Annotated in this window: 22 protein-coding genes; 9 read left to right on the top strand and 13 right to left on the bottom strand. The window is 69.0% G+C overall.

All coding sequences use genetic code 11. The features are described from left to right. Positions 1-100: 100 nt before the first annotated feature. The 5 genes from purE to K7G19_RS11435 all read right to left on the bottom strand — a co-directional run bounded on the left by purE (position 101) and on the right by K7G19_RS11435 (position 5811). Positions 101-598: a 5-(carboxyamino)imidazole ribonucleotide mutase gene (purE, locus tag K7G19_RS11455; RefSeq protein WP_149316831.1), complete on the bottom strand. Its 498-nt coding sequence runs from the start codon at positions 596-598 to the stop codon at positions 101-103. A gap of 40 nt (positions 599-638) precedes the next feature. Continuing rightward, positions 639-1547 carry a phosphoribosylaminoimidazolesuccinocarboxamide synthase gene (locus K7G19_RS11450; RefSeq protein WP_226107334.1) on the bottom strand — a complete coding sequence of 303 codons (909 nt, stop codon included), beginning with the start codon at positions 1545-1547 and terminating at the stop codon, positions 639-641. Positions 1548-1726: 179 nt separating this feature from the next. Further along, positions 1727-2791 carry a class II fructose-bisphosphate aldolase gene (gene fba, locus K7G19_RS11445; RefSeq protein WP_149316829.1) on the bottom strand — a complete coding sequence of 355 codons (1065 nt, stop codon included), beginning with the start codon at positions 2789-2791 and terminating at the stop codon, positions 1727-1729. A gap of 273 nt (positions 2792-3064) precedes the next feature. Beyond that, positions 3065-4501 (bottom strand): pyruvate kinase, encoded by a 1437-nt coding sequence (gene pyk / locus K7G19_RS11440; RefSeq protein ID WP_149316828.1) that lies wholly within the window; start codon positions 4499-4501, stop codon positions 3065-3067. Between the two features lie 113 nt (positions 4502-4614). Further along, positions 4615-5811, bottom strand: coding sequence for a phosphoglycerate kinase (locus K7G19_RS11435; RefSeq protein ID WP_149316827.1), 1197 nt, complete (start codon positions 5809-5811; stop codon positions 4615-4617). Between the two features lie 400 nt (positions 5812-6211). Here K7G19_RS11435 and K7G19_RS11430 point away from each other — a divergent pair, with 400 nt between their 5' ends. Next, positions 6212-7372 carry a helix-turn-helix transcriptional regulator gene (locus tag K7G19_RS11430; RefSeq protein WP_149316826.1) on the top strand — a complete coding sequence of 387 codons (1161 nt, stop codon included), beginning with the start codon at positions 6212-6214 and terminating at the stop codon, positions 7370-7372. Between the two features lie 142 nt (positions 7373-7514). Here K7G19_RS11430 and K7G19_RS11425 read toward each other — a convergent pair whose 3' ends face one another. The 3 genes from K7G19_RS11425 to K7G19_RS11415 all read right to left on the bottom strand — a co-directional run bounded on the left by K7G19_RS11425 (position 7515) and on the right by K7G19_RS11415 (position 9972). Then, on the bottom strand, positions 7515-7838 hold the full coding sequence (locus tag K7G19_RS11425) for an AzlD domain-containing protein (RefSeq protein WP_149316825.1): 324 nt from the start codon (positions 7836-7838) through the stop codon (positions 7515-7517). Continuing rightward, complete coding sequence (locus K7G19_RS11420; protein WP_223819612.1) at positions 7835-8734, bottom strand: AzlC family ABC transporter permease; 900 nt, start codon at positions 8732-8734, stop codon at positions 7835-7837. Before K7G19_RS11420 ends, K7G19_RS11425 begins: the two co-directional genes overlap by 4 nt. A 203-nt stretch (positions 8735-8937) precedes the next feature. Continuing rightward, on the bottom strand, positions 8938-9972 hold the full coding sequence (locus tag K7G19_RS11415) for an AraC family transcriptional regulator (protein ID WP_226107332.1): 1035 nt from the start codon (positions 9970-9972) through the stop codon (positions 8938-8940). Between the two features lie 142 nt (positions 9973-10114). Between K7G19_RS11415 and K7G19_RS11410 the strand changes: the two genes are divergently transcribed. Next, positions 10115-10870: an SDR family NAD(P)-dependent oxidoreductase gene (locus tag K7G19_RS11410; RefSeq protein WP_226107330.1), complete on the top strand. Its 756-nt coding sequence runs from the start codon at positions 10115-10117 to the stop codon at positions 10868-10870. A 157-nt stretch (positions 10871-11027) separates the two neighbouring features. Here the strand turns inward: K7G19_RS11410 and K7G19_RS11405 are convergent, their stop codons facing one another. Continuing rightward, a complete protein-coding gene (locus K7G19_RS11405) occupies positions 11028-12047 on the bottom strand; it encodes a tripartite tricarboxylate transporter substrate binding protein (protein ID WP_226107328.1) in 1020 nt (339 codons plus the stop codon). Positions 12048-12366: 319 nt separating this feature from the next. Here K7G19_RS11405 and K7G19_RS11400 point away from each other — a divergent pair, with 319 nt between their 5' ends. The 6 genes from K7G19_RS11400 (at position 12367) to K7G19_RS11375 (ending at position 17357) form a co-directional block, all read left to right on the top strand. After that, positions 12367-13287, top strand: a complete 921-nt coding sequence (locus tag K7G19_RS11400; protein WP_149316823.1) for a branched-chain amino acid transaminase — start codon at positions 12367-12369, stop codon at positions 13285-13287. A gap of 86 nt (positions 13288-13373) precedes the next feature. After that, a complete protein-coding gene (locus tag K7G19_RS11395) occupies positions 13374-13568 on the top strand; it encodes a zinc-finger domain-containing protein (RefSeq protein WP_006575845.1) in 195 nt (64 codons plus the stop codon). Between the two features lie 184 nt (positions 13569-13752). Then, positions 13753-14775 (top strand): lipopolysaccharide heptosyltransferase II, encoded by a 1023-nt coding sequence (waaF, locus tag K7G19_RS11390; RefSeq protein ID WP_226107326.1) that lies wholly within the window; start codon positions 13753-13755, stop codon positions 14773-14775. Positions 14776-14971: 196 nt separating this feature from the next. Further along, complete coding sequence (locus K7G19_RS11385) at positions 14972-15412, top strand: nuclear transport factor 2 family protein (RefSeq protein WP_149316821.1); 441 nt, start codon at positions 14972-14974, stop codon at positions 15410-15412. Between the two features lie 118 nt (positions 15413-15530). Beyond that, positions 15531-16523 (top strand): YheT family hydrolase, encoded by a 993-nt coding sequence (locus K7G19_RS11380; RefSeq protein WP_223819620.1) that lies wholly within the window; start codon positions 15531-15533, stop codon positions 16521-16523. Positions 16524-16703: 180 nt separating this feature from the next. Continuing rightward, a complete protein-coding gene (locus K7G19_RS11375) occupies positions 16704-17357 on the top strand; it encodes a DUF2946 family protein (RefSeq protein WP_226107324.1) in 654 nt (217 codons plus the stop codon). Between the two features lie 121 nt (positions 17358-17478). Here the strand turns inward: K7G19_RS11375 and K7G19_RS11370 are convergent, their stop codons facing one another. Continuing rightward, a complete protein-coding gene (locus K7G19_RS11370; protein ID WP_370639537.1) occupies positions 17479-19161 on the bottom strand; it encodes a M48 family metalloprotease in 1683 nt (560 codons plus the stop codon). A gap of 404 nt (positions 19162-19565) precedes the next feature. Here K7G19_RS11370 and moaC point away from each other — a divergent pair, with 404 nt between their 5' ends. After that, complete coding sequence (gene moaC / locus K7G19_RS11365; protein ID WP_226107322.1) at positions 19566-20042, top strand: cyclic pyranopterin monophosphate synthase MoaC; 477 nt, start codon at positions 19566-19568, stop codon at positions 20040-20042. Positions 20043-20182: 140 nt separating this feature from the next. Here moaC and K7G19_RS11360 read toward each other — a convergent pair whose 3' ends face one another. The 3 genes from K7G19_RS11360 to K7G19_RS24915 all read right to left on the bottom strand — a co-directional run bounded on the left by K7G19_RS11360 (position 20183) and on the right by K7G19_RS24915 (position 23849). Continuing rightward, entirely contained in the window at positions 20183-21112 is a 930-nt protein-coding gene (locus tag K7G19_RS11360; RefSeq protein ID WP_226107320.1) for a hypothetical protein, read from the bottom strand. A gap of 189 nt (positions 21113-21301) precedes the next feature. Beyond that, positions 21302-23140 (bottom strand): PglL family O-oligosaccharyltransferase, encoded by a 1839-nt coding sequence (locus K7G19_RS11355; RefSeq protein WP_226107671.1) that lies wholly within the window; start codon positions 23138-23140, stop codon positions 21302-21304. Between the two features lie 160 nt (positions 23141-23300). Further along, the gene (locus K7G19_RS24915) at positions 23301-23849 is read right to left on the bottom strand and encodes a pilin (RefSeq protein WP_255650757.1); all 549 of its coding nucleotides are present in this window, start codon (positions 23847-23849) and stop codon (positions 23301-23303) included. Positions 23850-24026 lie beyond the last annotated feature (177 nt).

The following is a 24026-nucleotide window of genomic DNA, read 5'->3' as shown; positions in this document are numbered from 1 at the left end:
TCGCGGCCGCCGGCGACGGCCGCGGGGCGTGATTCAGCGAGTCGGCAAATCAGTGAATCGGTGACTCAGTCAATCGGTGAAGCGGATCGGCGTCGGGCGCTCACAGCGGCAAGGTCATCGCCCGCGCCGCTTCGGTCTGGCGCGTGCGGAACGCTTCCAGCGCCGCGGCCAGCGCGTCGTCGGTGGCCGCCAGCGTGGCGATCGCGTGCAGCGCGGCATTGGCCGCGCCCGCCTCGCCGATCGCGAAGGTGGCGACCGGCACGCCCTTGGGCATCTGCACGATCGACAGCAGCGAATCCTCGCCGCGCAGGTATTTGGACGGCACCGGCACGCCGAACACCGGCACGATGGTCTTGGCCGCGATCATGCCCGGCAGGTGCGCGGCACCGCCGGCGCCGGCGATGATCGCGCGCAGTCCGCGCGCGCGCGCCGTCTCGGCGTAGCGGAACATCTCGTCGGCCATCCGGTGCGCCGATACCACCTGGGCCTCGAACGGGACGCCAAAATCCTTCAGCATCGCCACGGCGTGCTGCATCACGTCCCAGTCCGAGCTGCTGCCCATCACGACGCCGACCAGCGGCTTGTTTGTCTGGCTCACTTCCAATCCTTGCTTGCGTGGCGTGCCGGCGGCCGCCCGGTTATTGCAGTTCCTGCCCGGTCAGCCGGGTCAGCGCCTCGCGGTACTTGGCCGCGGTCTTCTCGATCACCTCGGCCGGCAGGGCCGGCGCCGGCGCGGTCTTCGGCCACGGCTTGCCGTCGATGCGCACCGCCTCGAGCCAGTCGCGCACGAACTGCTTGTCGAACGACGGCGGGTTGGTGCCCACCTGGTAGGAGTCGGCCGGCCAGAAGCGCGACGAATCGGCGGTCAGCACCTCGTCCATCAGCGTCAGCGTGCCGTTCTCGTCCAGGCCGAACTCGAACTTCGTGTCGGCGATGATGATGCCGCGCGTGGCGGCGTAGTCGGCCGCTTCCTTGTACAGGCGGATCGAGATGTCGCGCATCTGCGCGGCCAGCTCCTTGCCGATGCGCGCCTCGACCTCGGCGAAGCTGATGTTCTCGTCGTGCTCGCCCATCTCGGCCTTGGCCGCCGGCGTGAAGATCGGCTCGGGCAGCTTCTGCGCGTTCTGCAGGCCCGCCGGCAGCTCGATGCCGCAGACGCGGCCGGTCGCCTGGTAATCCTTCCAGCCGGAACCGGCCAGATAGCCGCGCACCACGGCCTCGACCAGGATCGGCTTCAGACGCTTGACCACCACCGCGCGGCCGCGCACCTGCGCGACTTCGTCCGGCTGCACCACGGTCTCGGCGGCGATGCCGGTCTCGTGGTTCGGCACGATATGGGCCAGCTTCCGGAACCAGAAGTTGGCCATCTGGTTCAGCACGCGGCCCTTGCCCGGGATCGGCTCGCCGAGGATCACGTCGAACGCCGACAGGCGATCGGTCGTCACGATCAGCAGCTTGTCGTCGCCGACGGCATAGTTGTCGCGCACCTTGCCATGGCCGAGCAGCGGCAGCGAGCGGATGGAGGACTGATAGAGAGCGTCAGACATAGAAATAGGTCGGCGAGCCGGAGAGAGGGAGAAACAATGAGGGGCTTCGTGCAGTCGCGAAGCCCCATCGGTCGATGCACTGGCCACGCCATGGCGTCGGCCATGGCCCGGCCCTCATGCGCTGAAGGCCGGGCCGCGACGGCTCAATGCACCGCTTGCCGCATGGCCTGATGCACGGCTTACTGCACCACCTGCGACAGCTTGCCCGACTTGTACTGCTCGGCGATGTCCTTCAGCGCGATCGGCTTGATCTTGCCGGCCTGGCCTTCGCAGCCGAACGCGACATAGCGCGCCTTGCAGACCTGCTTGGCGGCCTCGCGGGCCGGCTTCAGGTATTCGCGCGGGTCGAACTTGCTCGGGTTCTCGACGAAGAAGCGGCGGATCGCGCCGGTCATGGCCAGACGGATATCGGTGTCGATATTGATCTTGCGCACGCCGTACTTGATCGCTTCCTGGATTTCCTCGACGGGCACGCCGTAGGTTTCCTTCATGTCGCCGCCGAACTTGCGGATTTCTTCCAGCAGTTCCTGCGGGACCGACGACGAGCCGTGCATCACCAGATGGGTGTTGGGGATGCGGGCGTGGATTTCCTTGATGCGGCTGATCGCCAGGATGTCGCCGGTCGGCTTGCGGGTGAACTTGTACGCGCCGTGCGAGGTGCCGATGGCGATCGCCAGCGCGTCCAGCTGGGTCGCCTTGACGAAGTCGGCGGCCTGCTCGGGGTCGGTCAGCAGCATCGAGTGGTCGAGCTTGCCTTCGGCGCCGATGCCGTCTTCCTCGCCGGCCTCACCGGTTTCCAGCGAGCCCAGGCAGCCCAGTTCGCCCTCGACGGTCACGCCGACGGCGTGGGCCATCTGGACGACCTTGCGGGTCACCTCGACGTTGTACTCGTACTCGGCCGGGGTCTTGCCGTCTTCGCGCAGCGAGCCGTCCATCATCACCGACGAGAAGCCCAGGTCGATCGCGCCCTGGCAGATCGCCGGCGACTGGCCGTGGTCCTGGTGCATCACGACCGGGATGTGCGGATAGGCTTCGACCGCGGCCTCGATCAGGTGGCGCAGGAAGTGTTCGCCGGCATATTTGCGGGCGCCCGCGGAAGCCTGCATGATCACCGGCGCATTCACTTCGTCGGCGGCCTGCATGATGGCCTGGACCTGCTCCAGGTTGTTGACGTTGAATGCCGGCAGACCGTAGCCGTTCTCGGCGGCGTGGTCGAGCAACTGGCGCATCGAAACGAGTGGCATGTCAGACTCCTAAGAAAAGAATGGGGTTCTCGGTATTGGGATGTTCTTCGGGCTGCCGGGCTGTCGCCACGGTCCGCCGCTATCGTGGCAAGTTTCCGTGGGGCGCGGCACCGGGCTGTGTTCCCCAGCGCACCGTGCTCGCCATCATGGTTTGCGTCATGGTTCGCGTCATCGGCATCGCCTCCCGCTTGATGGTCGGCCTTGTGGTCGCCCTTGTGGTCGCCCTTGTGGTCGGCCTCATGGTCAGCCCCAGGCTCGGCATCAAGCTCTCCGTCACAGCCCGACCCGGACGATCTTCAGCGTATTGGTGCCGCCCGGCTGCCCCATCGGCTCGCCGACCGTCAACACGATGAAATCGCCGCGCTGCACCACGCCCTTGGCGAGCAGCAGCTCCTCGGCCTGTTCCAGCGCGGTGTCGCGGTCGGTGCTCGATTCCAGCGGCAGCGGCACCACGTTGCGATACAGCTGCATCTTGCGCTGCGAGGCCAGGTTCGGCGTCATCGCGTAGATCGGCACATGGATGCGGTGACGGCTCATCCACAAGGCGGTCGCGCCCGAGTCGGTCAGCGCGGCGATGGCCTTCACTTGCAGATGATAGGCGGTGAACAGCGCGCCCATCGCGATCGACTGGTCGATGCGGGTAAAGGTCTGGTTCAGGAAGTCGGTGTCGAGCTGGACCACTTCGGACTTCTCGGCCTCGACGCAGACCGCGGCCATCGCCTCGACGGTCTCGACCGGATAGCGGCCGGCGGCGGTCTCGGCCGACAGCATCACGGCATCGGTGCCGTCGAGCACGGCGTTGGCGACGTCCGACACCTCGGCGCGGGTCGGCACCGGGTTGACGATCATGCTTTCCATCATCTGCGTGGCGGTGATGGTCAGCTTGTTGGCCTCGCGCGCGAGCCGGATCATCCGTTTCTGCAGCGCTGGCACCGCGGCGTTGCCCACTTCCACGGCCAGGTCGCCGCGCGCCACCATGATGCCGTCCGAGGCCGCGAGGATTTCCTCCAGCACGCCCGGCCGGATCGCCTCGGCCCGCTCGATCTTGGCGATCATCCGCGCCTTGTGGCCGAACTGCTGGCCCGCCACGGCGGCGAGCTGGCGCGCCATTTCCATGTCGGTGGCATTCTTCGGGAAGCTGACCGCGATATAGTCGGCGCCCAGCGCCATCGCGGTCTTGATGTCTTCCATGTCCTTGGCCGTCAGCGCCGGCGCCGACAGGCCGCCGCCCTGGCGGTTGATGCCCTTGTTGTTGGACAGGTCGCCGCCGACCTTGACGGTAGTGAAGATCTCGTTGCCGATCACGCGGTCGACGCCCAGCACGATCAGTCCGTCATTGAGCAGCAGCAGGTCCCCGGGGCCGACATCGCGCGGCAGGTCCTGGTAGTCGAGGCCCGCGCGCTCCTGGTTGCCGAGCTTGCAGCCGGCGTCCAGCACGAAGGGGTCGCCCGCCTTCAGCGTGACCTTGCCGTGCTCGAACTTGCCGACGCGGATCTTCGGCCCCTGCAGGTCGGCCATGATCGCCACCTCGCGGCCGCAGGCCTGAGCGGCCTCGCGCACCAGGCGCGCGCGCTCGAGGTGGTCTTCGGCCACGCCGTGCGAGAAATTGAGCCGCACCACGTCGACCCCGGCCGCAATCATGCGGGTCAGCATCTCGAGCGTGCTGGAAGCGGGGCCGATGGTGGCGACGATCTTGGTCGAACGGGTCATCTGGTTTCCTTGTCCTTAGCGTGTCGCGGCGGGTTGCCGGCGGGTCGCCGGCGAGCGCTGCAGCTGCGGCCGCGTCCCGCGTCCGGTGAACGGCGGGCGGCCGGGTCCGGCGCTCAGCCCGCGGCGCGCTGCTCCAGGACTTCGAAGGCCGGCAGCTTCTTGCCTTCGAGGAATTCGAGGAAGGCGCCGCCACCGGTCGAGATATAGCCGACCCGGTCCGCGATGCCGTATTTGGCGATGGCGGCCAGCGTGTCGCCGCCGCCGGCGATCGAGAAGGCCTTCGATTCGGCAATCGCTTCGGCCAGCACCTTGGTGCCGTTGCCGAACTGGTCGAATTCGAACACGCCGACCGGGCCGTTCCAGACGATGGTGCCGGCGGCCTTCAGCTGCTCGGCCAGCATCGCCGCGGTGCGCGGACCGATGTCGAGAATCATGTCGTCGTCGGCCACGTCCTTGACATCCTTGACGGTGGCCGCGGCGTTGGCGCTGAACTCCTTGGCGCAGACCACGTCGACCGGGATCGGCACCGAGGCGCCGCGGGCTGCCATGATGTCGATGATGGCCTTGGCTTCGGCGGCCAAGTCCGGCTCGGCCAGCGACTTGCCGATCTTCAGGCCGGCGGCCAGCATGAAGGTGTTCGCGATGCCGCCGCCAACCACCAGGTTGTCGACCTTGTCGGCCAGCGACTTCAGGATGGTCAGCTTGGTCGAGACCTTCGAGCCCGCGACGATCGCCACCAGCGGCCGGGCCGGCTGGCCCAGCGCCTTGCCCAGCGCGTCGATCTCGGCGGCCAGCAGCGGGCCGGCACAGGCGATCGGCGCGTACTTGGCGATGCCGTGGGTGGTGGCCTCGGCGCGGTGCGCGGTGCCGAAGGCGTCGTTGACGTAGATATCGCAGAGCTTGGCCATCTTCTGCGCCAGCTCGTCGCTGTTCTTCTTCTCGCCCTTGTTGACGCGGCAGTTCTCAAGCAGCACCACCTGGCCGGGCGCGACCTCGACGCCGTCGACCCAGTTCTGCACCAGCTTGACGTCCTTGCCCAGCAGTTCCGACAGGCGCTTGCCGATCGGCGCCAGCGAATCGGCCGGCTTGAATTCGCCCTCGGTCGGGCGGCCCAGGTGGGAGGTCACCATCACGGCGGCGCCGGCGGCCAGGCAGGCCTCGATGGCGGGCACGGAGGCGCGGATGCGGGTGTCCTCGGTGATATGGCCGGCGTCGTCCTGCGGCACGTTGAGGTCGGCGCGGATGAACACACGCTTGCCGGACAGTTTGCCTTGGGAAATCAGGTCGGATAGACGCAGGACAGAGGTCATGGCTCTTGCGGGAAAGATCGGAAAAACCGGCATTTTACCTGAACGGGGACCCCCTTTTGCGCAATTGCAACGGGGTTGCGACGCCCAGCGCACAAAGGCAGGTGAAACCCTCATCACATCCTGCTGACGGCCACGCGTCAAACCCGTACCATAGCTTCTCGGCCACCGCAGGCGCCCTCGGGCGCCGCCATCGAGAAGCCGTCCCAATCAAGAAGAAAGAAGAAAGAAGGTCGAAGCCGACCGGGCCGTCGCAAGAGCCTGGCGGCGCATTGCTTTGTCGTCGGAACCAGGGGTAGTCGATGAACCAACGGGAAGTCCATGGCGCAGACCATGGGCGGCGCCAGCCTTTGCACGTGCCGCCCGCCGCCTGCCGCGCCATCGCGTCGATGCGGAGGCGGCAATGAACGACAGCGACATCCACGACACGATCCGCGGGCTCTACGAGGGCATCGTCGATCCGCAGGCGTGGCAGCGCAGCCTGCAGAACCTGCGCCGCGCGAGCGGCAGCACCCAGATGGGCATGGTCGTACTGGACAGGCGCAATGACCGCATGTCGGTGACCGAGCTGGCCAATCCGGTCGAAGGCCTGGCTCAGGCGTACCAGCAGACCTTTCAGGCGCTGGACCCGGGACGATCCTTCGCGCCGCGGATGCCGGTCGGCGGCTGGTACATCGATGCGCGCGAGCTGGGTGCGGGCACCATCGCGCGGCATCCCTTCTACGGCGACTTCCTGCACCGCTACGGCATGGGCTCGGTGATGGCCTGCCTGGTCGATCGCCAGCCCTACTACGAGGTCTATTTCTCGCTGCAGCGGCCAGTCGATGGGCCGCTGTTTGCGTACGAGGACGCGCGGGCGCTGGACTGGGCGATTCCGCATATCCGCCAGGCGATGGCCCTGCGCGAACGCACCAGCGCGCTGACCGCGCTGCAGCGCATGTCGATGCAGCTGCTGGACCAGCTGGCCTTCGGCGTGATCGTCTTGACGGCCGACGCGCGCGTGCTGCTGCACAACAGCGAGGGCGAGGCCTGGGTGCGCCGCCTGGTGCCGAATCCGGCCGCGCCGCGCACCGGTACTGGCGCCGGCACGGGCGACGAATGGAAGCTGTCGCGCCCGTTCACGGCGATGGTCCGCGCCGCTTGCGACGCCAACGCGCCGGTGCCGGCCCAGGCGGCGACGGCGCAGTCGCGCCAGGGCGCCCGCGCCCAGGTCATCGTGCTGCCGCTGCCGCCGTCGCACGCGATGGGGCAGGCCTGGCAGCAGCCGGCCGCGCTGGTCGCGATCCACGACGCCCGCGGCAGCTCCCCGCTGCTGCCGCAGGTGCTGCGCGATCTCTACGGGCTGACGCCGGCCGAAATGCGGCTGGCGACGCTGCTGACCACCGGCATCGGGCTGCCCGAGGCCTGCGAGCAGTTGCAGATCGGCCGCGAGACCAGCCGCACGCAGCTGAAGTCGGTGTTCATCAAGACCGGCACCAACAGCCAGGCGCAGCTTTCGCACCTGCTGACGCAACTGAGCGCCACGCTGAAGGCGCCGCGGGCCGCGCCCGATGGGGGCGGCTGACGTCTGCCCAGCGCCTGCCCAGTGCCTGCCCGACGTCTGCCCGACGTCTGCCCGAGGCTGCCCGATGGCTGCCCGATGGCTGGCCGAGGCTGCCCGATGCTGCCCGATGCTGCCCGACGCCTGCCTTAGGCCTGCCTGACGGCTACGCCAGCAACCGCAGCGCCGTATAGACCGCCATGCCGACCGCGATCATGCCGAGCATCTTGCGGGTGGCGAGGTAGAACAGCGCCGCGGCGATGCCGGCGATCAGCTTGTAGTTTTCCAGGCCGACGGTGAAATGGCCCTGCCAGGTCATCAGGTCGGGCAGGATGATGGCGGCCAGCGCGGCGGCGGGCGCGTAGCGTAGCGCCCGCTGCAGGCGGTCGGGCAGGCTGACGTGCTCGCCGGCCATCAGGAACAGGGCGCGCGTGACGATGGTCACCACCGCCATGCCGATCAGCGCGATCCAGATCTGCCAATGGCTCATGCCTTGTCCTCCGCCGACGACGCGGCATGGCTGGCCCGAGTGCCAGCGTCCTTGCCGAGGTTCATGTTGACCGTGCCGGCGGCCTTGTCGCGCCGCCGCTTGTTTTCGATGCCGCGCAGCGTGGCGCGGGCCGCCATCTGGTCGCTCGCCATGCCGGCCGCGATCGCCCCCGCCACCGCCACCACCAGCCCGAGCCGGTACGGCAGGTCGAAGAAGAACAGCGCCAGCACCGCCGACACCGCGACCGCCATCAGCGTCGAGCGGGAATTGATCGTCGACACCATCACCGGGATCAGCGCCAGCGTGCCGGCCAGCGCCAGCCCCCAGCTGTCGGGAAACAGGCTGGCCAGCAGGATGCCGGCCAGCGACGAGACCTGCCACATCACGAAGTTGGTCAGCGCCATGCCCCAGAAATAGCCTTCCTTGCCGGGCTCGTAGCCCGGCGCCTGGTAGCGCTGCATGAAGAAGACGAAATGCAGGTCGCCGTTGAACGACCCGAGCAGCGTCCGGCGCCACAGCGGCAGATAGCTGAAGTGCGGCTGCAGCGCGGCGCTGAAGATCACGAAGCGCAGATTGACCACGGCGGCGGTCAGCCAGATCGTCCACAGCGGCATGCCGGCGGCGAACAACGGCAGCACCGCCAGCTGGGCCGAGCCGGCGTAGACCAGCAGGCTCATGCCGATCGCCTCGGGCACCGTCATCACCGACTTGCTCATGGCGACGCCGGTCACCAGCCCCCACGAGAAGGTCGCCGGCAGCGACGGCGCGAAACGGCGCGCGCCGGCCAGGAAGCCGGTGCGCTCGGCGGGCGGAAAGCGGGTCCAGAAATGGTGCAGGACGCCTTGCGTGGCACGATGCCAAAGGCGCAGCCAGGCCGGGGGCCGAGGGGATGTCATGGAGCGGACGCGGTGAGGATTCCGGCCGATCGCGCGACGGCGATCCACGCGCCGCGCCGGCATCGCCGGACACCCCGCCGCGAGCGCGGCGGGTAAGGCGCCATTATAGGGCCTGGCGGGAATTGGGTAAGTGGGCGCTTAAATGATGCGGGCGGACAGCAATCACGCGCACTCTTTGGCCGTACGGGACGGGGACGAGGGCATCAATTCCGGTCCCCCGCCGACGCGCCCAGTTCCGCGATTGCCGCGTTCATGTCATCGACCGAAACGGGTCTGCCCGGTTTCGGCACAACGCCCTTCAGCCGCTTGACCGACCGGTGCGCCGAAATTGCCTCGTCGTTGCCTCTGGCTTCGTTCAGTACCGCGCTGCGCATGGCCTCCGCATCTTTTGCCGGCGGCATGCCGAACAGGCGGCGGTATTCGCGCGTGAACTGCGGCACGCTTTCGTAGCCCACGGCAAAGGCGGCACTGCTGGCCGTCATGCCGTCGGCCAGCATCAGGCGGCGCGCTTCGATCAGTCGCAGCTGCTTCTGGAATTGCAATGGCGACAGCGACGTGACCGCGCGGAAGTGCTGGTAGAACGACGATGGGCTCATGCCGGCGACGCCGGCGAGCCGCGCCATCGGCAATGGCCTGGTGAACTCCTCGCGCAGCACCGCCACGGCGCGCGCCACGCGCCGTGCATTGCCTTCCGGCCATCCCAGTTCGCGGATGGCCGCGCCATGCCGGCCGGCCAGCAGCCAGTAGTGCAACTCCCGTACGCGCTGTGCATGGAGTACCGGCACCGCTTCCGGCCGCTCGAACAGGCGCATCAGCCGCAGCGCGGCGTCGGCGACCTCGGCCTCGGTCGGCTGGTACCGCACCGCCCCGCCATCGGCCGCCGGCAGGCTCTGCATCTGCGTGGCGAGGTCCGCGATCACGGCCGGCTCGAGGTCCAGCACCAGCGAGAGATACGGCGCTTCGGGGCTGGCCCGCGTGACCTGGCTGACGGTCGGCACGTCGGCGGTGATCAGCAGCGAGTCGCCCGCCTCGAAGGTGAAGGTCTGCGTGCCCATGGTGACCTGCTTGCTGCCCTGAAGCACCAGGCAGACCAGCGGCCGCGCGATGGCATGGAGCAGTCCGCTGGGCGCGGTCGCCCTGATCGTGGTCAGGCCGGGCACGGGCGTTTGGGCAAGGCCCTCGGGGTCGGCGTAGGCGTCCGTGTACCGGCGGACGGCATCGAGCAGGTCGGCGTTCATGGACGCAGCATAGCGCTGCCCTCCGGCGACGGCGAGCCGGCTCGGAGATTCAGGCAAGAAAGCGGGAGGAATTGGCTAAGACTATTGGCGTCGGAACTCCAATAATTCGAAGCACCATCCACCGAACCAAGGAGTGATCGCCATGACCAGAATTGCCCTCGTGACGGGCGCCAGCCGCGGGCTGGGCCGAGCCACCGCCCTGAGCATCGCCCGCAGCGGCGGGGATGTCATCGTGACCTACCAGCGCCGGGCCGACGAGGCGAACGCCGTCGTCGCCGAGATCGAAGCACTGGGGCGCAAGGCCTGTGCGCTGCAGCTCGACACCGGGGACGTCGGCAGCTTCGCGGCCTTCGCGCAAACGCTGCGCGCCGCCCTGCGCCAGACATGGCAGCGCGACACCTTCGACCATCTGGTCAACAACGCCGGCCACGGCGACTATGCGTTGATCGGCGACACCACGGAAGCGCAGTTCGACGCGCTGGTCAATGTGCACTTCAAGGGCGTCTTTTTCCTGACGCAGACGCTGCTGCCGCTGATCGCCGACGGCGGGCGCATCGTGAACCTGTCCAGCGGGCTGACGCGGGTGTCCTTCCCCGGCTACGCCGCGTACGCCGCCGTCAAGGGCGCGGTGGAAGTGCTGACCCGGTATATGGCGAAGGAACTGGGCGCGCGCGGCATCGCGGTCAATACCGTGGCGCCGGGCGCGATCGAAACAGACTTTGGCGGCGGCGCCGTGCGCGACAACCCGGAGATCAACAAGCTGTTCGCCGAGATGACCGCGCTGGGCCGCGCCGGCGTGCCCGACGATATCGGGCCGATGATTGCGGGCCTGCTGTCGGAGAGCCACCGCTGGGTCAACGCCCAGCGGATCGAGGTGTCGGGAGGACAGGGGATCTGAGGCGGCACGCCTGCAGAACGTGGCCGGCACATGCCGTGTGCATGGCCGGGACATGGCGGGCACATGGCGGGCAGGTGCCGGCGCCCCGGACCCTGACCGGGGCTGCTGCCTGGCGGGGCCGACCGGCGGCGGTGCCGCCAGGCGATCCCAATCCATCTCAGTCGATCGACGCCCCCACCGTCTTGACGACGTTCGCCCACTTCTGGCGGTCGGCCTTCACCGTGGCGCGGAACTGGTCGACGGTCTCGACGCGCGGCGTGTTCCCCGCCTCGACCAGCTTCTGGCGCACCGCCGGGTTTTCCAGCGCGACGCGCACGGCCTCGTTGACCTTGCGGGCGATCTGCGGGTCCAGCCCCTTGGGTCCGAAGAAGCCGAACCAGATCGTGCTGTTGTAGTTCGGCACGCCGCTCTCGGCGATGGTCGGCACGTCGGGGATCACCGGCACGCGCTTGGCGGTGGTTACCCCGAGCAGGCGCACCTTGCCGGCGCGGTATTGCGGCAGCACGCTCTGCACCTGGTTGAAGATGCAGCAGACCTCGCCCTTGAGCACCGCCTGCAGCGCGTCCGGGCCGCCCTTGTACGGCACGTGGACCATGTCGAGGCCCGCGCGCGCGTTGAATTCCGCGAAAGCCAGATGCGTGCCGGTGCCGTTGCCGGTGGACGCGTAGTTGTACTTGCCCGGATTGGCCTTGACCTTCTCGATGAATTCCTTGACCGACTTGACGTCGATCACCGCCGGATTGACGGTCAGCACGTTGGACACCTCGACCAGCGGGGCGATCGGCGTGAAGTCCGCCTCGGCATCGAACGGCAGGTTCTTGTACAGCGCCGGGTTGATGCCATGGGTGGCGGCGGTGCCCAGCAGCAGCGTATAGCCGTCCGGCTTGGCGTGGGCGACCACTTCGGAGGCCACGTTGCCGCCGGCGCCCGGCCGGTAGTCGTACAGGATCGTGGTCTTGAGCGACTTCTGCAGCGAGTCCTGCAATGTGCGGCCGACCATGTCGACGCCCGAGCCAGCGGTAAAGCCCATCAGGATCGTGATCGGCTTGTTGTCGGGCCAGTTGGCCGGACCCTGGGCGTGCGCGGACGGAGCCAACGACAGGCAGGCGAGGCTGCCCAGGCTGGCCAGAGTGGCGGCAAGACGGGTCACGAGGCGGCGGGTCGAAGTGCGGGTCATGGCGGCAGGAATCGAAATACCAGGATGGAAAGGCAGGAACAGAGCCAAAAACGGCTCGGCCGGCGCGGCCCGCTGCCTGCATGCGCTGCGGGGGCCGGATTCCAAAGCAAGTACGATACCAATGAATCGCCACTTTCCAAACGATTGAGTTCGCTTGAGCGTATGCCGTGCCGATATAAGCCCGGCACCACGGCCACTGGATCGGCCCCGATCCCCAGCCTGGCGGCGCCATACCGCCGCCTCGCCGCGTTGGCACGGGGTGTGCCGGGGCTTACAATGTCGCCTTTGCACCTTTTTGACGTTTTTGCGGGAGACGAGCATGTCGATGGCCGATCGTGACGGAAAGATCTGGATGGATGGCAAGTTGATCGATTGGCGCGATGCCAAGATCCACGTGCTGACCCATACCCTGCACTACGGCATGGGCGTATTCGAGGGCGTGCGCGCCTACAAGACCCCGGCCGGCACCGCGATCTTCCGGCTCAAGGAGCACACCCGCCGGCTGTTCAACTCCGCCAAGATCTTCCAGATGGAGATCCCGTTCGATCAGGCGACCCTGGAGGCGGCGCAGCGCGAGGTGGTCAAGGCCAACCAGCTCGAGTCCTGCTACATCCGCCCGCTGGTCTGGATCGGCTCGGAAAAGCTCGGCGTCTCCGCGCGCGGCAACACGATCCACGTGGCGATCGCCGCCTGGCCCTGGGGCGCCTACCTGGGCGAGGAAGGCATGGAGCGCGGCATCCGCGTCAAGACGTCCTCGTTCACCCGCCATCACGTCAACGTGTCGCTGGTGCGCGCCAAGGCCAGCGGCTACTACATCAACTCGATCCTGGCCAACCAGGAGGCGACCAGCCTCGGCTACGACGAGGCGCTGCTGCTCGACACCGACGGCTATGTCAGCGAGGGCTCCGGCGAGAACGTCTTCATCGTGCGCAACGGCGTGATCTACACTCCGGACCTGGCCTCCTGCCTGGATGGCATCACCCGCGACGCGACGCTGACGATCGCGCGCGACCTGGGCATCGAAGTCCGCGAGAAGCGCATCACCCGCGACGAGGTCTATTGCAGCGACGAGGCCTTCTTCACCGGCACCGCGGCCGAAGTCACGCCGATCCGCGAGCTCGATGACCGCGTCATCGGCGAAGGCCGCCGCGGCCCGATCACCAAGCAGATCCAGGACGCGTTCTTCGCCGCCGTCGGCGGCACCAACGAGAAATACCAGCACTGGCTGACCCTGGTCTGATGCCGGCGGCCCGGCCGCCCAAGGCGCCGGGCCCCGCCGCAGCACGAGCCAGAACCCTCCCCTGACAAGACTGACCCCGCAACACCATGACGCAAACCGCAAACGTCGTCGAAATCGGCGCCGAAGACCTTCCGCTGCACTGCCCCACGCCCAATACGCCGACCTGGAACTACCATCCGCGCGTGTTCCTCGATGTGGCGGACACCGGCCAGGCCAAGTGCCCGTACTGCGGCACCGTCTACCAGCTCAAGCCGGGCACCGTGCTCAAGGGCCACCACTGATCGCCCGCTCGTCCGTTCCCGCGCGCGGCCACGCTGGCGTGGCCGCGCCCGCGCCGCAACCAGCGCCGGCCCCGGCCGCCTTACCGGCAGGGGCCGCTTCGCCCGCCGGCGCCGAACGCCCCGTTTCGCTCTCGCCGCTCTGCCGCCCCGGTCACCTCCCGGGCGGCACGGCGGCGCCTTGCTTATGAACAAAGCCCTCGTCATCGCGCCCAACTGGATCGGCGACGCCCTGATGGCGCAGCCGCTGTTCGCGCTGCTCAAGCAACGCCATCCGCGTCTGGCCATCGATGCGCTCGCGCCGAAATGGGTCGCGCCCGTCCTCGCGCGCATGCCCGAGATCGGGCGCGTGTTTCCCAGCGACCTGGCGCACGGCAAGCTGCAGCTGTCGGCGCGGCTGATGTTCGCCCAGCAGCTGAAGAACGAAGGCTACGACGTCGCCTACGTGCTGCCCAACTCGCTGAAGTCCGCGCTGATCCCGTGGCTGGCCGGCATTCCGCTGCGGGTCGGCTATCGCGGCGAGGCGCGCTTCGGCCTGCTCAACATCCGCCACGCCAATCCGCCGAAGGACAAGCGTCCGCCGATGGTCGAGCACTATGCGCGGCTGGCGCTCAAACCCGGCGCGCGGCTGCCCGAGGGCCTACCCGAGCCGCGGCTGCGCGTCGATCCGGCGCGCGTGGTCAAGACCGCCGAGCGCTTCGACATCGCGCCGCAGACCCGGCTGATCGCCTTCTGCCCGGGCGCCGAATACGGTCCGGCCAAGCGCTGGCCCGCCGCGCATTTCGCCGAGCTGGCGCAGATGCTGCGCCGCTCGTACCCGTACGCGCAGATCGTGACGCTGGGCTCGGCCAAGGACGGCGAGATCGCCGCCGAGATCTGCGCCGGCGCGCCCTTCGTGCGCAATCTGTGCGGCCAGACCTCGCTGGACGACGCGGTCGACCTGCTGGCACTGTCCGAGGCGGCGGTCTGCAACGACTCCGGCCTGATGCACGTGGCCGCCGCGCTAAACCGGCCGCAGGTCGCGGTATTCGGCTCCAGCGATCCGCGCCATACGCCCCCGCTGTCACAGGCAGCGAGTATCATGTGGCTCCAGCTCGAGTGCAGCCCGTGTTTCCAGCGCGAATGTCCGCTCGGCCATCTGCGCTGCTTGCGGGAGATCGAGCCCGAAATGGTCTTCGTGGAACTGCGCAAGCTGCTGCACCGGCCCTGATGGAACCACCGCTGACTGAATAGCTGAACTGCGAATAGCTGAACCGCGTGCGCCGACCCGGCGCCGCCAGGCGCGTCCGGCGCGCCGTTGATTGACCCGCGATGGCCGTCCCCGCCCACACCGCCAGACACCGGCGACCGGGACGGCTTCGATTCATGGCCCGGCCTGCCGGCAGGGCCCACCGACCGATCCCGCCATGCCTCGCTTCGCCCGCCTGTTCGATTCCGCCGAAGACATCCTGGAAGCCTTTCGCGAGGCATTGAAGCTGCGCGATGCCGAAGGCGCGCTGAAGCTGTGGCTGGACGAGGATTCGATCACCTGCGTGATGCCCGACGGCCAGCGGCTGATCGGCCACGATCATCTGCGCCAGGCCTTCCTGCAGCTGCTGGACCGCCAGCCGGTGCTGATCGACGTGCTGGAAAGCAGCAGCCATTCGACGCTGGGCGTCTCCATCTTCGACGTCACCGAGGCGCTGCGCTTCGCCACCGACCGCGTCGAGGCCGACCTGTACGTGCACACCACCTACGTGCTGCTGCAGAACCACGAGGGCTGGCGCCTGGCACATATCCATTGCAGCCCGGCCAACGCCGCGCAGGTCACGATCTCGACCGCGACGGCCAAGCAGGCCCTGCACTGAACCGGCCGGGGAAACGCCCGGCATCCGACCACCCGCCGTCATGTCCCGCCCCGCCGACCTGCTCCGGCATCCGCCCTCGCCGCTGGCCGACCCGCACGGTTTCGACGCCCACGCGCGCATGCCATGGTGGCTGCGCGACGGCCATAGCCAGACCATCATCCCAGCGAGGCTGACGCGCCGGCCGCGCGTGAGCTTTCGCCGCGAACGCTGGGACACGCCCGACGGCGACTTCATCGACCTGGACTGGACCACGCACCCGGTCGCGCCCGGCACGCCGCTGCTGGTGCTGTTCCACGGGCTGGAGGGCAACTCGACCAGCCACTACGCGCAGTCGATGATGGCGGCGCTGCGCGAGCGCGGCTGGCAGGGCGTGATCCCGCATTTCCGCGGCTGCTCCGGCGAGCTGAACCTGGCGCCGCGCTTCTATCATTCCGGCGACTACGTCGAGATCGACTGGGTGCTGCGGCGGCTGCGCGAGCGGCATGCGGCCGATGGCCGGCGGCTGTATGCGCTCGGCATCTCGCTGGGCGGCAATGCGCTGCTGCGCTATCTGGGCGAGGCCCAGTCGAGCGCCGGTTTCCTTGCCGGCGCCGCCTCGGTGTCGGCGCCGCTCGATCTTGCGGGCGGCGGCGCGGCGCTGTCGCGCGGCTTCAACCGCGTCTATACGCAGATGTTCCTGCAGACGCTCAAGCGCAAGTCGCTGGACAAGCTGGCCCAGTACCCTGGCCTGTTCGACCGCGCCGCGCTGCTGGCCAGCCGCGACCTCTATGCCTTCGACAACGTGGTCACGGCCCCGCTGCACGGCTTTCGCGATACCGACGACTACTGGGCGCGCGCCGCCAGCAAGCCGGTGCTGCGCCATATCGCGGTGCCGACGCTGGTGCTGAACGCGCGCAACGATCCCTTCCTGCCGGCGCACTATCTGCCGGGCGCGCGTGACGTCAGCGGGCAGGTGCTGCTGGACCAGCCCGAGCATGGCGGGCACGTCGGCTTCCTGGCGCCGCCGCGCGACTGGCGGCGCCATCTGCCGCTGTCGTCGCTGCTGCCGGGCGGCGGCCATACCGACTGGCTGCCGGCGCGCGTGCTGCGATTCTTCGATAGCCTGGGCTGACAGGGTCTACGCTGGGAACGTAGTGTATTGCGGCGTATAGCGGGCGTATAGCGGGCGTATTGCGGGCCTGGTGCAGGCCTGCTGCGGGCCTGGTGCGGCCCTTCTGTCGGCCTGCTACGGGCGGGCGTACTGCAACGAGGCCGCAAGCCGCGCAGCCAAGGAGTTCAACAGGAGACGAGCATGGACGAAATCGTCAAGCAGGCGATGGCCCGCTGGCCCAATGTCCCCTACTGCTATGGCTGGCTCGCGCTGGACCGGCGCGGGCAATGGCGCATCCGCAACGAATACGCGCAGCAGCATGGGCTGTCCGGCGATCCGCTGCGGCATCCCGCGCTGGTGGCCTTTATCGAACGCAACTACGTGTGCGACGAGCATGGCGCCTGGTTCTTCCAGAACGGGCCGCAGCGCGTGTTCGTCGAGCTCGCCTATGCGCCCTGGGTAGTGCGGCTCCACCAGGGACAGTTCCACACCACCTCGCAGCGGGCCTTCACGCCGCGGTCCTGCCATGCCGACGAGCACGGCAACGTGGTGCTGGTGGGCGAGATCGAGGGCGAGATCGAGGGCGGGAATGAGGGCGGGAACGAAGGCGGGAACGAGGGCAGGAACGCGCTTCATGCCGCGCTGCTGCACGACCACGATCTCGACGCGTTCAGCAGCAGCTGCGACTGGCACGGCGAGGCCTGCGGCACGGACCTTGGCGTCTTCCACTTCGGCGGCCACGATCTGCCGATCGAGCCGATCGCCGAGGCCGAGGTGCCGCGGCGCTTCGGCTTCGTGCGGCAGCCGCGGCCGGCACCGCAGCAGCAGACCCAGGAACCGCCGCCGTCCCGCTGAGGCGCGGGATGGCGCGCGCGGCGGCGGCGGGGGCCGCTTTGGCTTCGGCTTTGGCTTCGGCTTTGGCTTTGGCTTTGGCTTTGGCTTTGGCTGCGACTGCGACTGCGACTGCGACTGCGGCTCAGTTCGGCATGCCCTTGTTGTCCTGCCGCTCTTCCCGATACTGCCGCTCGAGCTGATGCAGCCGGGCATCGACCTCGGACAGCGTATAGAAGTCGCCGTCGCCGGCCTTGCGCGCGATCTGCAGCTGCTCGATCGCGGCCTGATAGGCGCCGTCGCGCGCGTACTTCTCGGCCAGCGCCTGATGCTGCTGCACGCGCTTGCCCTGCGCCGCGTAGGCGCGCGCCAGCAACTCCCACCATTCCGCGCGCGCGCTCTCCTCGCGGGTGCGTGAACGCAGGAACGTCACCAGCTCGTCGGCACGGCCGGCTCCCAGCAGCGTCTCCGCATACGACAGCGCGACCGCGTGCGACAGCGGGAAGGTCTTCATCGACGCCAACGCCTGGTGGACCGCGTCCGGCACGCGGCCCTGCGCGCGCGCCAGCTCGATCGCCATCACGTCGAGCATCGGGCTGCCCGATGACGCCCCGGGAATATTGCCGTACAGCCGGCGCGCCTCGGCCAGCGCCTGCTCCGCCTGCACCAGCCGGCCCAGCCGCTGCTCGGCAAACGCAATGCCGTAGTAGATCGCCGGCTGCCGCATCGGCGATGCGCTGGACAACTGGGCCTGCAGCGCGGCGCGCGCGTTCTGGATATCGGTGGGATTGGCTTCCTGCAGGATGCGCGCGCGCACCCGCGCGAATTCGTATTCGGGCGTGCTGCCGACCTTGCGCGCCGGCAGATGGCTGGCGCGGTCCTGCATGTCGGCGATCCGCTCGGAGGTCAGCGGGTGGGTGCGCACATACGACGGCACCGAGCTTTCCGAGATGCCGGTGACGCGCTGCAGCCGGCGGAAGAAGTCCGGCATGCCCTGCGGATCGAAGCCCGCCGCCGACAGGATCTGGAAGCCGACCCGATCGGCCTCGCGCTCGGCGCCGCGCGAGAACGACAGCTGGTTGGCCAGCGCCGCGCCCTGCCCGCCCATCGCCAGCGCGGCCGCGGCGTCGGGGCTGCGGGTCGCGGCCAGCCCGGCCAGCACCATCGACGCCAGCGCGATCCACATCGACTGATCCTGGCTGGTGATGCCGCGCGCGATATGCCGCTGCGTGACGTGGCCGATCTCGTGGCCGATCACCGACGCCAGTTCCGACTCGGTGTCCGACTGCACCAGCAGGCCGGTATGCACGCCGATATAGCCGCCGGGCAGCGCGAACGCGTTGATGGTCCGATCGCGTACGGCAAACAGTTCGAAGCCGGTGGCGAAGGTGCCGCCGCCGGTGGTGCCTGCAAGGTTCTGGCGGCGCGCGGCCTGGATCAGCTTGTAGCCGAGCGCGTTCAGATAATCGGCCAGCAGCGCATCGGTGACGTACTGCGGATCGCGGCGGATATCGCGCATGATGCGGTCGCCCAGCCGCTTCTCCATATCGGGCGACAGCGCCGCGGTCGACGGGTCGCCCATGTCCGGCAGCTGGATGCCGTTGCTCTCGACCACCGGGTTGCCGCTGCGCAGGCCGAAGTCGGACTTCTGCCCAGCCTTCACGCTGCGGTTCAGGTTGTCGTAGACCTGATCGCTGGCGTCGCCCGGCAAGCCCAGCAACGGCGGCGCGATCGTCGGCACCGCCTTGCCCGCCGGCGCCGATGCGGCCTGGGGCCAGGCCGGCGTGGCCAGCGCCAGCATCAGCAGCGCCGCCAGCGGGCGACGCAGCACGGCAAGGCGGGGCCCGGCATGGCGCGATGCGGGCGCCGAGCGTGAACGTCCGGCGGCACGGGCATCGGCACGGCGATCGGCACCGAGATCGGCTTCGACATCGGCACCGAAATCGGCACGGAGATCAGCACCGAAATCGGCTCCGGGATCGGCTCCGGGATCGGCACGGGAATCGGCGCGGGAATCGGCGCGAAGATCGGCGAGCGAAGCGCGCCGGGCGACGGGGCGGAAAATCAGCATGTTGCTATGATAGCGGCCTGGCGCGACCGTTCCGCGCCCGGCGGGCACCCCTGCCCTGCCGTCCTGCTTTCCGGATTTCCTGCGATTTCCTTCGATCCCCTCCCGCTTCGGTCCCAACCGTTCGACCCCAACCGTTCGACGCCAACCCTGCGACGCCAATCATGAGCAAGCTCACTCACTTCGATACCGCCGGCCAGGCGCATATGGTGGATGTCGGCGTCAAGGACGCCACCCACCGGGTGGCGATCGCCACCGGCTCCATCACGATGGCGCCGGAAACCTTCGCGCTGGTGCGCGACGGCACCGCGAAGAAGGGCGACGTGCTCGGCATCGCTCGCATCGCCGGCATCATGGCCACCAAACGCACCGCCGACCTGATTCCGCTTTGCCATCCGCTGGCGCTGACCAAGGTCGCGCTCGAATTCGCGCTGGACGAGGCGGGCAGTTCCGTGCACTGCACCGTGCGCGCCGAGACGCGCGGCCAGACCGGCGTCGAGATGGAAGCGCTGACCGGCGTGCAGGTCGCGCTGCTGACGATCTACGACATGTGCAAAGCTGCCGACCGCGGCATGGTGATGGGCGGCATCCGCCTGCTGGAGAAGCATGGCGGCAAGTCGGGGGATTGGGTGGCGCAGTAAGAGCGGCACGCCGAGGCCCGCAAGAGGGGCAATCAGCCAAGCCCACGCACGACGCCGGGCGGCCCCGCTTCCCCGCCTCCCCGCCTCCCCGCCTCCCCGCTTCCCCGCTTCCCTGCTTCCCCGCAGTCCCCGCAGCCCCGCTAGTGGCGCAGACCGAACGCGGCGACGTGGCGGCCGCCGGCGGGCAGATTGGCCGCGGCCAGCAGCGCGTCGGCGAGCAGGTCCTGTCCTTCCGGGCTCAGGTGGATGTCATCGAGATAGGCCACATCGCGTGCGCGGCGCTCGGCGTCGCGCATGCTGACGACCGGCACCTCGTATTCCTCGCACAGCCGGGAGAAGGCCTGCAGGCCGGCGGGCAGGCCGGCGCCATCCAGTTCGTCGCGCTCGTAGTGCTGTACCAGCCGGACCTGCACGCCGGCCCTCCTGGCCATCACGATCAGTTCGGCCAGGTCGCGCAGCGAGGCGGCGCGATCGGCATCGGTCGATTCGCGCGCCGGTCCGGACGATTGATCCAGCCCGAGATAGGCGGGCAGATAACGGGTGGCGCCCTCCACCAGCGCCGACAGCGGCGGTTGCGAGGGATGGGTATCCGGCCGCAGCGGCGCGAAGGTCGGCACATCGCCATAGTCGGCGCCGTTGACGACGATGATCGCGGTATCGGCGTCGAGAAAACCGAAGCGCCGCGCGTAGGCGAGCCAGTTGCCCGGCCCCCAGCTGAATGCCGCCACATTGCCCACGGTCGCCACCCGGCTGGTCCGGCCCAGCCGTACCCGCAATTGCTCGGTGGCGAGGCGCCCCTGGTCGACCTGCGCGCCGCCGTTGACGACGGAATCGCCGAACACCAGCACGCGCCGCTCCCCGGGCACGCCTTTCTTCGGCTCGAAATCGTCCGAGCGCATGCCGTAGCGGTTGACCACATAGCGATGGCCGAAGCGCTTCACGCGCTGGTTGGGCTTGAGCAGGTACTCGATTTCCGGATCGGTCTGATAGAGCGGCGGATCGCCCAGGCCGAGGCCGGCGCGCGCCAGCACCTCGGTGGTGATGATGGCCACCAGTCCCAGCACAGCCACCGTCAGGATCCTTCGCTTGCCAGTCCGCATTCGTCTCTCCCGTGTGACACAGGCACCGGGCGAGTCTATGGGCCGGAACTGGCGTGACAAATCGTGCCGACGGATGAAATGCCTCGGCGCGGCGCTTCTCCGGAAACGAAGCCGCGCACGGCTTGCGGCAGCGCGGCATTCCTCCTTCGGACTACCGCCCTACCGTGGTATCGGTGTGGCGGCCCGGCGGCGCTGGACCCACTCGCAGAATTCGCGCGGCCGCCTGGCAGCGTCGACGCCCTCGCAATAGCCGGCGACGCGGGCGAACTGGGCGGCCTCGTCGCCGCGATAGTAGTAGCGCAGCCGCTCGAGCCATTCCCGGCCCTGCTCCGGCTCGCCATTGAGCGCCAGCAGCCAGGCGCCGCGCGCGATCACCGTCGGGGTGGGCAACAGGCGGATCGCGGCGATATGCGGCGGCAGCCACGCATCGGCGCCGTCGGCAGACAGGGGCGCGAGCTCGGCCCGGTGCGCCTCCGCGTGCTGGCCGAACCACAGCTTCGGCGCCGGCAAGGTGTCGACCCGCGCGGGGCTGGCGTACTCGCGCGCCTCGACGCGGCGGTAGTCCTGCCACATCGTCGCGAGCACCAGGGCCGCGGCCAGGCCGGCCACCGCGGGCCCCATCGTGGCCAGCGCGCGCGGCATGCGCATGACCGCCAGCGCGGCGGGCTCGAGCCAGCCCAGCAGGAAACAGAACGGCAGCAGGAAATACAGGTAGTGCAGCGGATATTCGAGCATCGAATGCGCGCACAGCATCGCCAGCCACGTCAGCGCCGCCGCCGTGCGGGCGCGTTCCGCCGTATCGGCACGCCACAGCCTCGCGCGCACCACCCGCCATAGCCAGGCCGCCAGAAACAGCGCGACGCCGGCGGTGCCGACGATCCCGGTCTTGGCCAGCAGGTCCAGCACGGCGTTATGCGCGTGCAGCGACATCTCGACGGTGATGCCCAGGCGCGCCAGCTGCTCGAACTGTGCCCAGCCGAATTCGCCCCAGCCGACGCCGAACCACGGATGCGCGACGAACATCGCCCAGGCATGCGCCCACAGCGCGCCGCGCGCGGAAATCTGGTCGCCGGCCTGCAGTTGCGCCATGGTGTCGAACAGCGACCAGCCGAACGCCTGCCCCGCCGCCTTGATCGCAGGCTGCAGCAGCATCAGCATGGCCACCAGCGCCGCCGCCGCAAACACGAGCCCGGCGGGGGCGCGCAGGGACCAGCGCGCTGAGGCCGGCGCCACGTCCTGCGCGGAGCGCGCCAGCCAGGCCGCGACCAGCGCATAGCAGGCGGCCAGCCCCACGTGCAGCACGCCAGTGCGCGAGCCGGACAGCACGACACCGCTTTCGACCAGCGCCACCGCGACCAGCCACGGCAGCGCGCGCAGCTCGCCGCGCGAGGCCAGCCACACCGACGCCGCCAGCGCCAGGCCATGCACGGTCGCCTGGTGGTTGGGCTGGTTCAGATTGCCCCATAGCCGGCGATTGGCGTCGTAGAAGTAATCGGACACCAGCCCGAAGCTGTCGCCCTCGAGCCGGAACAGTTGCACCCATTGGGCGAGCGTGCCGAACAGCCCTGCCGCCAGCCACGCCGTCGCGAACGCGGTCAGCACCACGTCGGCGTCGAGCGCGCGGCGATAGCGATGGCCGGCCCAGATCGCGCCGGTGGCGAGCAGCAGCGCGGCCAGCGTCAGGCTGCGGCTGCCGGTCACGTCGGGCTGACCGGCCAGCGTGGCGCCCGTGCCCAGGGCGATCAGCCACAGGCAGGACGCGGTCACGAACGGAACGCCGGCGGGGGTGGCGGCACCAACGGTGGCATCAACGGGGGCACCAGCGGTGGCACCAGCGGCGGCACCGGCAGCGGCACTGCCGGCGGCCCCACCGGCGGCGCGCAGCGTCGCGGACCACAGCACCAGCACGACGAAGGCCAACGCCGACGCCCACTCGCCGTAGAAGGTGGCCAGCGGCAAGGTGTGTTTGGAGACCAGCGGCGGCAACGCGACGGCCATCGCCAACAGCGGGCACGCCCAATCCAGCGCAACGTTCCTGCGCAAATTCACATTCGATTCCCGACGAAGGCGACACGCCCATGGGCGCGTCGCCGAGATGATCCTTGCGCAGTCCGGCGTGGCTGGCGTCGTCCGTCATGACACCGGCCCGGCTACCCGACTACGCCCTCGCCTGCGATGTATCGGCGGGCGACTGGCTGTTCCTGAGGACATACTGCCTGGCGACCGCGTTCTCGATCGTGGTGGTGATCTCCCAGCTGACCGAGGTCGCGTTGACCGATGGCCGCAGCACGATCTCCCTGCCGTCGACCCCGGCGCCGAGCCCGCTGGCGGACAGCGTCAGCGTGATCACGCCCGGACCGCTGACGGTCGCCTGCGCGATCTCGCGGCTCCGCGCGAACGGCGGAATCGCGGCGGCCGCGTTGTCGTCATTGCAATCGTCCAGCACGCCGCCCGCTTCCTGCGCGCACAGGCTGACCGCCATCTTCAAAGGCGAGGCCGCGGTCAGCACGCTCGACAGCCTGGCCCGAATTGTATCGTCCCGATATTGCGGCACCGCGATGGCGGCCAGGATGCCGATGATGGCGACCACCACCATCAGCTCGATCAGCGTGAAGGCGCGATGGGTTCGATGAGTTCGAGGGGCCCGATGGGCATGATGGGCGTGATCAGCGCGGCGGCCCCGCGGCAAGCGTGCGGCGACTGGCATGGAGCGGCTCCCGAACGATTGGAAGGCCGACAGTATCGAGCGGGCGGACCGCGTTTCGCCGTCCATTCACAAAATTTGGCATCGAAGCCTTGCCCTGGGACCGGCGGCAGCGTCCATGAAAAAGCCCGGCAACGCTGGCGCGTGCCGGGCTCGGTTCGCATGGCCGCACCTGCCCGC

Source organism: Cupriavidus sp. DB3 (assembly GCF_020418465.1).
GTDB classification, from domain to species: domain Bacteria; phylum Pseudomonadota; class Gammaproteobacteria; order Burkholderiales; family Burkholderiaceae; genus Cupriavidus; species Cupriavidus cauae.
Note: the sequence above shows the minus strand (reverse complement) of the source record. Positions and strands in the feature narration are given on the sequence as shown.